Source organism: Olsenella sp. An270, assembly GCF_002159735.1.
Taxonomy (GTDB): domain Bacteria; phylum Actinomycetota; class Coriobacteriia; order Coriobacteriales; family Atopobiaceae; genus Thermophilibacter.
Genome location: NZ_NFJF01000002.1, coordinates 263,170 through 274,956, shown reverse-complemented (window position 1 = coordinate 274,956; position 11,787 = coordinate 263,170). Strand labels below are relative to the sequence as shown.

At 71.2% G+C, this 11,787-nt stretch carries 10 protein-coding genes; 1 reads left to right on the top strand and 9 read right to left on the bottom strand.

The features are described from left to right. Window position 1: 1 nt before the first annotated feature. Complete coding sequence (gene ftsZ, locus B5F73_RS03585; protein WP_204206251.1) at window positions 2-1,171, bottom strand: cell division protein FtsZ; 1,170 nt, start codon at window positions 1,169-1,171, stop codon at window positions 2-4. Window positions 1,172-1,388: 217 nt separating this feature from the next. Then, window positions 1,389-2,192, bottom strand: coding sequence for an FtsQ-type POTRA domain-containing protein (locus B5F73_RS03580; protein WP_087226547.1), 804 nt, complete (start codon window positions 2,190-2,192; stop codon window positions 1,389-1,391). Here B5F73_RS03580 and B5F73_RS03575 point away from each other — a divergent pair. Then, window positions 2,182-2,469, top strand: a complete 288-nt coding sequence (locus B5F73_RS03575) for a hypothetical protein (protein ID WP_087226544.1) — start codon at window positions 2,182-2,184, stop codon at window positions 2,467-2,469. The genes B5F73_RS03580 and B5F73_RS03575 overlap by 11 nt on opposite strands. On the opposite strand, the gene murB is transcribed toward B5F73_RS03575, so the two are convergent. The 7 genes from murB to murF all read right to left on the bottom strand — a co-directional run bounded on the left by murB (window position 2,466) and on the right by murF (window position 11,785). After that, window positions 2,466-3,383 carry a UDP-N-acetylmuramate dehydrogenase gene (murB, locus tag B5F73_RS03570; RefSeq protein WP_087226541.1) on the bottom strand — a complete coding sequence of 306 codons (918 nt, stop codon included), beginning with the start codon at window positions 3,381-3,383 and terminating at the stop codon, window positions 2,466-2,468. The genes B5F73_RS03575 and murB overlap by 4 nt on opposite strands. Window positions 3,384-3,395: 12 nt before the next feature. Then, entirely contained in the window at window positions 3,396-4,796 is a 1,401-nt protein-coding gene (gene murC, locus B5F73_RS03565; RefSeq protein ID WP_087226538.1) for a UDP-N-acetylmuramate--L-alanine ligase, read from the bottom strand. Window positions 4,797-5,278: 482 nt separating this feature from the next. Then, window positions 5,279-6,406 carry an undecaprenyldiphospho-muramoylpentapeptide beta-N-acetylglucosaminyltransferase gene (gene murG, locus B5F73_RS03560; protein WP_087226536.1) on the bottom strand — a complete coding sequence of 376 codons (1,128 nt, stop codon included), beginning with the start codon at window positions 6,404-6,406 and terminating at the stop codon, window positions 5,279-5,281. A 7-nt stretch (window positions 6,407-6,413) separates the two neighbouring features. Beyond that, a complete protein-coding gene (locus tag B5F73_RS03555) occupies window positions 6,414-7,901 on the bottom strand; it encodes a putative peptidoglycan glycosyltransferase FtsW (RefSeq protein ID WP_087226533.1) in 1,488 nt (495 codons plus the stop codon). Further along, on the bottom strand, window positions 7,898-9,307 hold the full coding sequence (gene murD / locus B5F73_RS03550) for a UDP-N-acetylmuramoyl-L-alanine--D-glutamate ligase (RefSeq protein ID WP_087226530.1): 1,410 nt from the start codon (window positions 9,305-9,307) through the stop codon (window positions 7,898-7,900). Before murD ends, B5F73_RS03555 begins: the two co-directional genes overlap by 4 nt. Before the next feature lie 10 nt (window positions 9,308-9,317). Beyond that, a complete protein-coding gene (gene mraY, locus B5F73_RS03545; protein WP_087226527.1) occupies window positions 9,318-10,349 on the bottom strand; it encodes a phospho-N-acetylmuramoyl-pentapeptide-transferase in 1,032 nt (343 codons plus the stop codon). Next, window positions 10,346-11,785: a UDP-N-acetylmuramoyl-tripeptide--D-alanyl-D-alanine ligase gene (gene murF / locus B5F73_RS03540; protein WP_087226524.1), complete on the bottom strand. Its 1,440-nt coding sequence runs from the start codon at window positions 11,783-11,785 to the stop codon at window positions 10,346-10,348. Before murF ends, mraY begins: the two co-directional genes overlap by 4 nt. Between the last annotated feature and the right edge of the window lie 2 nt (window positions 11,786-11,787).

The window sequence follows — 11,787 nt, the reverse complement described above, 5'->3', positions numbered from 1 at the left end:
GCTAGAGACGGCTGCGCTTGAGGAAGTCGGGGATGTCGAACTCCTTGTCGTTGGACGAGGAGGACGCCGGGCGGCTCACGTTGATCGGCATGCTGGCCGGCTGCTGGGACGCGGGGGCCTGGGTCGGAGCGCTCGCGGGGCGGACGACCTGACGCTCGCGGGCGGCCGGGCGGGAGACCGGCGCCATGGACGGCAGCGTCTGCTGGACGTTGGCGTCGTTGAAGCCGGTGGCGATGACGGTCACGCGGACCTGGTCGCCGAGCGACTCGTCGACGACGGTGCCGAAGATGATGTTGGCGTCGGGGTCGACGTTCTTGGCGACGAGGTCGGCAGCGTCGTTGATCTCCTGGATGCCGAGGTCCTTGTTGCCGGCGATGGAGAGCAGGACGCGCGTGGCGCCGTCGATGGAGCTCTCGAGCAGGCGGCTGGAGATGGCCTCCTCGGCCGCGTCGGTGGCGCGGTTGTCGCCGGAGGCGGTGCCGATGCCCATCATCGCCGTGCCGGCGCCCTTCATGATCGTGCAGACGTCGGCGAAGTCGAGGTTGATCAGGCCGGGGACCGTGATGAGGTCGGTGATGCCCTGGGTGCCCTGGCACAGGACGTCATCTGCCATGCGGAAGGCCTCGAGCATCGTGGTCTTCTTCTCGGAGAGGTCGAGCAGGCGGTCGTTGGGGATGACGATCAGCGTGTCGACGTTCTCGGAGAGGTTGGAGATGCCCTCGGTGGCCGAAGTGTAGCGCTTGCGACCCTCGAAGGTGAACGGCTTGGTGACGACGCCCACGGTGAGCGCGCCCACGTCGTTCTTGGCGATGTCGGCCACGACCGGCGCGGCGCCGGTGCCGGTGCCGCCGCCCTCGCCCGCGGTGATGAAGACCATGTCGGAGCCGGCGAGCGCGGCCTTGATCTCGTCGCGGGAGTCCTCGGCGGCCTCCTTGCCGACCTCGGGGTTGGCGCCGGCGCCGAGGCCCTTGGTGATGTCGGTCCCGATGTGGACCTTGATGTCGGCGTCGGAGATGGCGAGCGCCTGGGCGTCGGTGTTGACGGCGACGAACTCGACGCCGCGGATGCCCTCCTCGATCATGCGGTTCACGGCGTTGGTGCCGCCGCCGCCCACGCCGACGACCTTGATGACGGCGAGATAGTTGCTGAGGGTATCGGTGTCCTTGATCATCGTGCTCTCCTTCTGCCTTTTCGTGCCTCGTTCTAGAGCGTGTTGCGTTCGTGCCTCTCGCTCCGTCCCTCGCGAGGCAAACCCTAAAGGTCAAGTTAACCCCGAAGCTTGGGATAAAGCGAAGCATATTTGCATACTTGAGAGTCGCTCGTCAAGTCGTGTGACGAAACCGTGGAAGGCGCAGGTCAACCGCGACCGCTCACCGGGACGCCGACGGTCACTCCCCCGTCGTGGAGACGCCCTCCCCGGGCTGGACGTTGGGGGAGTCGATCTCGCGGTAGGCGGGGTTGGAGGGCACGCGGACGTTGATGCGCACGACGTGGCCGTCGCTCTGGTCCAGGTAGCCGCGGACGATCTCCTCCTTCTCGGAGATGTCCGTCGGGGCGCCGAGCGCGACTTCCACCCCGCTCTTGAGCACGCACGAGACGTTCTCCACAGACGGCGCGCTGTAGCAGGCGACCTGGGAGGAGAAGTCCTCCGAGAACCCCTCCTGGAACTTGCGGACGGCGTCGAGGGTCTCGTCGGTCGCCTCCGACCCCGCGACGGGGTCGACGGTCGAGGGGACGTCGGTCACGAGCAGGCAGCCCTGCCCCTCCGCGATCGCGAGGGCGGCGTCGTCGACGGACTGGCCCTCGGCGGCCTCGACCTTGGTGGGCTCTATCCAGCAGCCGGACTCCCCGAGGTACCACGCGATCGAGCCCGAGCTCATGAGCACGAGCGCGGCCGGCCGCTGCTCCTCGACGGTGATCCTGAGCGTGTTGGGGAACGCGCGCGAGAAGCTCGCCGAGGCGATCCAGGGGTTCTTCCTGAGCGACTCCTCGATCGCGCCGGTGTCCACGTTGAGCAGCGTCGAGCCCTCGGGCACGGCAGCGAGGTTCTGCACGTCCTCGGCGCTCACGTGCTCGGTCGGCTCGAACTCGATCGAGGTGATGGCGAAGACCGGGGAGTTGCGCAGGACGAAGAGCGCGACGACGGCGACGAGGGCCAGGGCGAGGAGCGCCCCGGCGCCTATGGCGACCATCCGCAGCGTCCCGGCGCGCTGGTGCCGGATGCGGCGCTCCCTCGGCTGCGTCGCGGCCTGCGGGGAGTCGTCCCTCCGAACCAGGGGGATCCGGGGCCTCGTCACGGTGGAGGGACGCAGCTTCGACGCCTTCTGCTGCTTGGGCTTCTGCTGCTTCGGCGCCTTCGGGAGCTTCGACGCCCTCGGTGCGGCGGACGGGGCGCTGCGGGGCGCCTGCGCCTTCTTCCCGCGCTTCCGGGGCGTGGGCCTCCTGTTCTTGTCGGCCGCCACGGTCTAGCCCCCGAAGCCGAGGAACTTGACCTCCGGGGCGAGGTCGATGCCGTAGCGCGCCCTGACCGCGTCGTGGGCGCGCGTCATGAGGGCGAGGACGTCGGAGGAGGTCGCGCCGCCTCGGTTGACGATGAAGTTGGCGTGGGCCTCGGAGATCTGCGCGCCGCCCTGGGAGGCGCCGGCGAGCCCGCAGGACTCGATCAGGGCCCCCACGGAGCGGTCGGGCGGGTTGCGGAAGACCGAGCCGCAGCTCGGGTGCGAGAGCGGCTGGCTCTGGCGCCGACGCCTCAGGCGCGCGTCCATGTCGGCCGCGATGGCGTCCTTGTCGGCGGGCATGAGCGAGAGCGTCGCCTCGAGGATGACCTCGGAGGTGGGGATCGACGTCGCGCGGTAGCCCCACTCGATCTCCCCGCCCTCATAGCGGTGCATCCCCTCGCCGGGACGGTACACCACGAGGTCGCGGACGCGGCGGCCGATCCACTCGCGCCGGGAGCCCGCGTTCATGGAGATGGCGCCGCCGAAGGTGCCCGGGACGCCCACGCAGGGCTCGATGCCCGAGAGGCCCGCGCGGAGCGCCTCGTTGACCACGCGCGAGAGCGCCGCGCCGGCGCCCGCCGTCACGGTGGCGTCCTCGACGGAGACGTTCACGCGGGCGAACTCGCCCTCCAGGAGGATGACGCAGCCGTCGTAGCCGGCGTCGTCGGCGAGGACGTTGGTGCCCTTCCCGAGCACGACCCAGCGGACCCCCTCGTCGGCGAGCACCTCGACGGTGCGCACGAGCGCCGCGTAGTCGCGCACGTGGGCGACCAGCGCCGCCGGGCCGCCGATGCGGTAGCTCGTCCGGCGCGAGAGGGGCTCGTCGCGCACGAAGTCGGCGTCGACGGCCCCCGAGAGGGTCATGTAGGCGTTGAAGACGCTCAAGCGGGCTCTCCCCTACTCCCGGCCGCGCTCGCGCATGGCCTCGATGAAGGCGGGGCCGATGGCGGTGACGTCGCCCGCGCCCTGCGTGATGAGCAGGTCGCCGGGGCGCACGAGGTCGCAGAGGTTCTCGATGAGCCGCTTGCGGTTGGGGACGTAGACGACGTCGGTGACGTTGCCGGTGCGGCGGACTGCCTCGACGACGGTCTTGCCGGACACGCCGGGGATGGGCATCTCGCCGGCGGAGAAGACGTCCATCACGCGCAGGACGTCGGCGTCGTCGAACGCGGTGCCAAACTCGGCGGCGAGCGCCTGGGTCCTGCTGTAGCGGTGCGGCTGGAAGACGCAGACGATGCGCTTGAAGGGCAGGTCGGCCGCGGCGCCGAGCGTGGCGGCGACCTCCGTGGGGTGGTGGCCGTAGTCGTCCACCACGGTGACGCCCGCGACGTCGCCCACGTGCGTGAAGCGACGGCGCGCGCCCTTGAACTGGGAGAGGGCGTCCGCCGCCGCGGCGAGGTCGAGGCCGAGGACGTCGGCCACGGCGATCGCGGCGGTGGCGTTGGCCATGTTGTGGCGCCCGGGGTTGGCCGAGATCGTCACGTGGACGTCCTTGTCGCCCGCGCGGACCGAGAAGCTGCTCGCGAGGGCGTGGTTCGCCGGCTCGGGCAGGCACACGTAGTCGCACGAGGGGTCAAAGCCGTAGGTGACCACGCGCCTGCCGGTGGAGCGGGCGAGCTCCACGTAGCGGGCGACGTCGCCGTTTACGATGACCGTGCCGGCGTCGCCGACCAGGCCCATGAAGGTGCAGAAGGTCTTCTCGATGTTCTCGAGCGTGCCGTAGTGGTCGAGGTGGTCGGCCTCGATGTTGGTCACCACGACGACGCTGGGGTGCAGGTAGAGGAAGGAGCCGTCGGACTCGTCGGCCTCGCAGACGAAGTGCTCGCCGGAGCCGTTGCGCCCGTTGGTGTCGTAGCCCTCCACGACGCCGCCGATGAGGAAGGACGGGTCCAGTCCCATCTTGTCGAGCATCGTGGCCACCATCGAGGACGTGGTCGTCTTGCCGTGGGTTCCGGCGACGGCGACCGTGGTGGAGGCGCCCGAGAGGTAGGAGAGCATCTTGGCGCGCGGCCAGATGGGGATGCCCAGCTCGCGGGCGCGGACGACCTCCGGGTTGGTCTCGGGGATCGCCGTGGAGGTGACCACGACCTGCGGGGCGACCGCGTCGATCGTGGCGGCGTCGTGGCCCACGGTGACGTCGATGCCGGCGGCGGTGAGGTCGCGCACGTAGTGGGAGCTCTTGAGGTCGGAGCCCGTGACGCGGCAGCCGCGCTCGTGCAGCACCAGGGCGATTCCGCTCATGCCGGCGCCGCCGATGCCGATGAAGTGGGCACTCGTGATGTTCTGCGTGTCGGGCATAGCTGTGGGGCCTCCGTCCTTCTCGTCATACACGCTCTACTGTATCCCAAACGGGGCGCGCTCATGCCGGCTTCGGGAGTCGTGCACAAATCCCGCTTGACGCTCGCCGCGCGCATCCGAGAAAGGCCGCCCTTGTCGGCAGGCGATCTGGAAATCGCCGCCCTCGTCATAGAGCGTTCTAGGAATCGCCGGGCTTGTCCTGCATTGCCCTAGGAATCCGCGCGCTTGTCCCGCGTTCTTCTAGGAAATCCCGACCTTGTACGGGAATTCGCCCTCGCGGCGGTACAAGGGCAACAATTCTTGGAGTCGCCCAGGACAAGGGCAACGATTCCTAGAGTCCCCCGGAACAAACCCGCCGATTTCTAGAAGCGCCCAGGACAAGGCCAGCGATTCCTAGAGTTCCCCAGGACAAGGGCGGCGATTCTTAGACGGCAGGGTGACAAGGGCCGCGATAATCGGGACGGGCGAGAAGGACCTCGCGGCTAGCTGAGCGCCACGGCCTCCACCTGGTCGGCCAGGGCGGCCGCCGCACGGGACTGGCCGAGCCCGCGGGCCGCCTCGCGCATGGCCTCGCGGCGCGCGGGGTCGTCGAGGAGGCCGAGCAGCGCCCCGGTGAACTCGGGGGTGTCGATCGCGCTGTCCGCGACGAGCACGGCCGCGCCGGCGTCGACGAGGAAGCGGGCGTTGGTGGTCTGGTGGTCGGCGGTCGCGTGCGGGTAGGGCACGAGCACGCTCGGCGCCCCCACGGCGGCGATCTCTGCGATGGAGGACGCTCCGGCGCGGGAGAGGACGAGGTCGGACGCCGCGAGCGCCTGTCCCATGTTGGTGATGTAGGGCATCACGCGCCAGCGGAGCTGCTCGTCGGGCGTGAGGGCGAGCGCCGTGACCGTCTCGTCAAAGCCGTCGGCGCCCGTAGAGTGCACGACGACGAGGCCCTCGCGGGAGAGGAGCTCGTCCTTGAGGCGGCAGACCCCCTCGTTGATGTGCGCCGCACCGAGCGAGCCTCCAAAGACGAGCAGCATGGTCTCCCCGTCCTCGACGCCGAGGGCCGCGCGGCCCTCCTCGCGGCTCGCGGCCACGACGCTGCGGCGCACGGGGTTACCCGTGAGCACCACCTCGCGCGCGCCGCGACCCTCACGCTCGAAGACGTCACGCGCCGCGGGCACCGAGATGCACACGCGCGCCGCGTGCGGGGCGAGGGCCTTGTTCGCGAGGCCCGGGACGGAGTTCTGCTCGTGGAGGAGGTAGGGCACGCCGAGGCGGTGGCAGCAGTTGAGCAGCGCCATCTCGACGTAGGCGCCAAAGCCCACGGCGACGTCGGGCGCGCCCTCCGCCGAGAAGAGGCGCGCGATCTGGGACTGCGCGCGGCGCATGCGGTAGAGCGACGTCGCGAGCGTCCAGGGGCGCGAGCGGTCGAAGCCGCTCACCACCACGGGCACGAGCTCGAAGCCCGCCTCGGGCACGAGCCGGCCCTCGAGCTTGGACGTCTGCCCGAAGAACCTCACGTGGTGGCCGCGGTCGCGCAGCTCCTCGGCGAGCGCGAGCGCGGGGTTGATGTGGCCGGCCGTGCCGCCCGCGGCGATCGCGACCTCAAGGCTCCTCTCGGCCATGTCTCTCCTATCTCCCGGTCCTCGGCCCGCGGTCGCGCCCGCGCAGGCGCTCGGTCGCGCTCGGCCCGAGGTCGATTCTCCTTCTCCCGCCGCCGGCGCCGGAGCGCCCGCGGGCGGACCCGCCCGTGCGAGCCCTCGAGGACCCGCCCTCCACGACGTGCAGGCTCGGACGCGCCGCACGGCCGCCCGACTCCGCCGCCGCGCGCCGCTCGGAGCGCGGCGTGACCTCGCCGACCAGCGACAGGCCACCGTCACCGTCCGCGCCGTCGACCTCGCGCCAGGAGCGGCGGACGCCGTCGTGCGCGGTCTCGGGCAGCCTCGAGTGGAGCGAGACGGACGCGATGAGGCCCACGAGCATCATGCTCGCGATGATCGAGGAGCCGCCGTAGCTCACGAACGGGATCGGCTTGCCCGAGAGCGGGAAGAGCCCCAGGACGCCAAACACGTTGAGGAAGAGCTGGATCACCACGATCGAGGTGCACCCGATGGCGACGAGGCGCCCCGCGAAGTCGGGGGCGTGCCGCGCGATCTCCAGCCCCGCCCAGAGGAACGCCATGAAGCCCAGGAGCAGGCCGACCGTGCCGACGAAGCCCCACTCCTCCCCGATGACGGCAAAGATGAAGTCGTTGTGCGCCATGGGCAGGTAGGCGTACTTCTGGCGCGAGAAGCCCACGCCCACGCCGAGCAGCCCGCCCGACCCGAAGGCGTAGAAGCCCTGGATGAGCTGCCAGCCGTTGCCGTAGGGGTCGGCCCAGGGGTCGAACATCGTGAGGAAGCGGGCGCGGGAGTAGTCGTCCTTGAGCGAGATGGCCAGAAACGCGACGGCCCCGAGGACGAGGAAGCCGACGAGGTAGCGCTTGGGCATGCCGGCGAGGTAGCCCATCACGACGAGCGTGAGGGCGGCGACCATCGTCGTGCCCTTGTCGGGCTGCGCGATGATGAGCACGAGCGGGAGCCCCACGCCGACGCCGAGCAGCAGGAGGAAGTGCCCCCAGTCGATCGCGCCCCGGTCGTAGTACTGCTCGGCGAGGTTGGCCGCGGTGAAGATGATGGTGATCTTCGCGAACTCCGACGGCTGCAGGTCAAAGAAGCCGAGGTCGATCCAGCGCGTGGCACCCATGCCGTTGTCGGTGCCGAGCAGGATGACGGCGGCGAGCAGGCCGATGGTCACGACCCAGATGGGCATGAGGAGCTGACGGACCCAGACGCGGTAGTCCAGCCGGGCGAGCGCGACGGCCACGAGCGCGCCCGCCGCCACGAAGGCGAGCTGGCGCTTGAGGTAGTAGGCGGCGTCGCCGGTGGAGTTCAGGGCCGTGACGGACGAGGCCGAGAAGACCATGAGCAGGCCAAAGCCCACGAGCGCGGCAACCACGGCGAGAAGGACGAGGCGCGGGCGCATGAAGCGCTCGGGCACCCCGAAGATGCTCCTCTCGACGCGCTCGGCGCGCCCGCCGTCACGGCGGGCGCCGCGGCGCGCGGCGGCGGCTCTCGTCATCGCGCGCCCCCTCGCCCGTCGAGGTCGCGGACGAGCTCCTTGAAGCGACGGCCGCGCTCGGCCATGTTGGAGAACTCGTCGAAGGACGAACACGCGGGCGAGAGCAGCACCGTCTCCCCCGGCCGAGCCTCGGCGACGGCGGCGTCGAACGCCTCGCGCAGGTGCGCGGCGCGCAGGACGACGAGGTCGGAGGGGACCCCCTCCAGGGAGCGCGCGATGCGCTCCCCCGCCTCGCCGAAGCAGACGGCGGCGCGGCAGCGCCCGCGGACCGCCTCGGCGAGCTCGTCGAGCTCGGTGCCCTTGTCGTGCCCGCCCAGAAGGACCACCACCGAGCCCGCCTCGAAGGCGGTGAGCGCCTTCGCCACGGAGTCGACGTTGGTGGCCTTGGAGTCGTTGACGAAGCGGACGCCGCCGACCTCCCCGACCGGCTCGATGCGGTGCTCGATGGGCGAGAAGGACGCGAGGCCCGAGCGGACGTCGTCGTCGGCGACGCCGAGCTCGAGGGCGAGCGCGGCGGCGGCGAGGGCGTTCTCGGCGTTGTGGCGCCCGAAGATCCTGAGCTCGGAGGCGTCCAGGAGGGCGTGCTCCGCGCCGTCGAGGCGCACGACGAGCTCGCCGCCCCTCAGGAAGGCCGCGCTCTCGCCCGCAGGCTCCGCCTCGACGCTGAGGCGGCAGACCCGCACGCCGCGCGCGTCGAGCGCCTCGGCGGTCGCGCGGCACCAGTCGTCGTCGACGGAGACGACGGCGAGCTCCCCCGCCCCGAGGTTCGCGAAGACGCGCTCCTTGGCGGCGGCGTAGGCCTCCATCGTGTGATGCCACTCGAGGTGGTCGGGGGTGACGTTCAGAAGGACCGCGGCGCGCGGGTGGAAGAGGCGCGTGGTGGCGAGCTGGAAGCTGGAGAGCTCGGCGACGAACCAGGTGTCGTCGGCGCGCGTCGCGATGGCCTCGGTCGGCGTCGTGCCGATGTTGCCGACGGACTCGGCCGAGAGGCCGCCCGCGCGCAGGAGGTGGGTCGCGAGCGAGGTCGTGGTCGTCTTGCCGTTGGTGCCGGTGATGGCGACCCAGCGCTCGGGGCTCTCGCGCCAGGCGAGCTCGGGCTCGCCGATCACCTCGGCGGAGCACGCCGCGGCCGAGAGGAAGAAGGCGGAGGTGTCCGGGATGCCGGGGGACGCCACGGCGAGGTCGTAGTCACCCGAAACCTCGTCGGTCCCCGTGACCACGGTCACGCCGAGGGCCTCGAGCTCGTGGGTCTTCTCTCCCGGCCTGGACGCGGCGCCACCGTAGAGCGTCACCGAGTCCACGCGCCCGGGCACGAGGGCCTGGAGGTAGCGCGCGACCGCCTCGCCGGTGCGGCCGAGGCCGAGCACGACGACGCGTCCGAGATGTCCCTGCGAGCCGACGGTCATTCTCGTCCCCCTAGCCGAGCTGGAAGTAGAGGGCGAAGCCGAGCGCCGCGAAGGCGGCCGACACGATCCAGAACCTCACGACGACCTTGTTCTCCTTCCACCCGAGCTTCTCGAAGTGGTGGTGGATCGGCGCCATGAGGAAGACGCGGCGGCCCGTGAGCTTGAAGCTCACGACCTGGATCATGACGGACAGGGCCTCGCAGATGAACAGGCCGCCCATGATGAGCGAGGTCACCTCGGTCTTGGTGAGGACGGCCAGCGACGCGAAGGCGGCGCCGAGGGCCAGAGACCCCGTGTCGCCCATGAAGATCGAGGCGGGGTAGCAGTTGTGCCACAGGAAGCCTATGCAGGCGCCGGCGATCGAGGCGGCGAAGACGGCGAGGTCGGGCTCGTTGTAGCGGAAGGCGACCATGGCCATGGCGAGCATCACGACCATCGTGCAGCCGCCGGCGAGGCCGTCGAGGCCGTCCGTGAGGTTGACGGCGTTGGAGAGGCCGGCCATGAGCAGAAAGACGAAGGCGAGGTAGATCCAGGGGACGGAGACGGTCGCGCCGCCGAGGTCGAAGGTGGTGGAGAGCACGCCGAGGTCGAGCACGAAGCCGCCCGGGAAGGCGACCGTGGGAGCCGTGCCGCAGACGTTGACGGCGACGAGGCAGAAGGTGACCGAGATGAGGATCAGGCCGGCCATCTTCTGGGAGGGGGTCAGCCCGAGCGAGCGTCCGTGGGCGACGCTCTCGATGTCGTCGAGGAGCCCCAGCGAGCCGGTGACCAGCGTCACCGCGACGGCGAGCACGAGGGCGGGCGTCCACTCGGCGATGAGGGCGCAGGCGACGAGCACGCCGACCAGGATCACCACGCCGCCCATCGTGGGCGTGCCCTGCTTGACGAGGTGGCGCTGCGGGCCGTCGGCGCGGATCTGCTGGCCCACGCCCTCGTGGCGCATGAGCCTGATGAAGAGCGGCATCAGGAGGCCGGTCACGAGCGCGGCCAGGCCGACGGCGAGAAACACCTGGTAGGTGGGATAGGCGGGATTTCCGATCATCGGGCGAGCACTCCCCTCACGAAACCGTCGAGCCCCGCGGAGCGCGACGCCTTGACCAGCACGAGGTCCCCCTCGGCGAGGACGGGGCCTATCACGCGGCTCACGTCCTCGACCGTGGCGAGCCGCTCGATGGCGTCCTCGGAGAGGCCCATCGTCCGGGCGGCCTCGGCCATCTCGTCGGCGAGCGCGCCGCCGACGAGCACCAGCAGGTCGACGCCCTTCGCCGCGGCGTAGGCGCCGACGTAGCCGTGCAGGCGCGGCGCCTCGTCCCCGAGCTCGCCCATCTCGCCGAGCACGGCGATCCTCCTGCCCTCGCAGGCCATCTGCGCGAGCACGTCGAGCGAGGCCGCCATCGAGGCGGGGGCGGCGTTGTAGGAGTCGTCGATGACGCGCGCGCCCGAGGGGGTCGCGTGGACGTCGAGGCGCATGCTCGTCTGCGGCATGCCCTCGATCGCCGCGAGCGCGGCGTCGCGGTCGAGCCCGGCGCGCCAGACCAGCGCCAGGGCGAGCATGAGGTCGTCGACAGGCGCGCGGCCGGGCATGGGGAGGTGCGCCGTGCCCGTCCAGCCGTCGGCGCAGTCGAGGCGCGCGGTCGCACGGCCCTCGTCGTCGAGCTCGAGCGAGACGCAGCGCACGAGGTCCTGCTCGCCGCGCCCGACGAGCATGACGTCAACGCCGGCAGGGCGCGCGAAGCCGTCGGCGATGAACGGCGTGAAGTCCCCCGACGAGGTGAGCGCGAGCGCGGGCCCCAGGTCGCATCCGGGCGTCATCCCCGAGACGACCTCTGCCTTGGCCCGCGCGATGTTCTCGCGGCTGCCGAGAAGGCCGATGTGGCTCGTGCCGACGTTGGTGATGCAGGCGAGCGTCGGGCGGCAGGCCGCCGCGAGGCGCTCGATCTCCCCGGTGTGGTTCATGCCGAGCTCGCAGACGAGCACCTCGGCGTCCTCGGGGGCCGAGAGCACCGTGACCGGCAGACCGATGAGGTTGTTGAGGTTGCCCACCGTGGCGTGGGTGCGGCGCTGCGACCCAAAGGCTGCGGCGAGCATGTCCTTGGTCGTGGTCTTGCCCACCGAGCCTGTGACGCCCACGACGAGCCAGCCCGGGTGCGCGCCGCGCACGTGCGCGGCGAGCCTCAGCAGGAACTCCTCGCAGTCGTCCCCCTCGGCGCGCAGCACGGCGCAGCCCAGGGCGGAGAGCTCGGCGAGGGCGGCGGCGTCGACCTCGCGCGAGGCGACGACCGCGGCGGCTCCGGAGCGGGCGGCCGCTGCGAGGTACTCGTTGCCGTCGAGGCGCTCGCCGACGAAGGCGACGAAGAGCGAGCCGTCGCCCACCCTGCGGGAGTCGATGACGGCCTCGCCCGTGACGGCGCGCGAGCCCGGTGCGAGCAGGGTCGCCCCCGTCGCGGCGGCTATGTCGGATGCACTCATGCCAATCATGC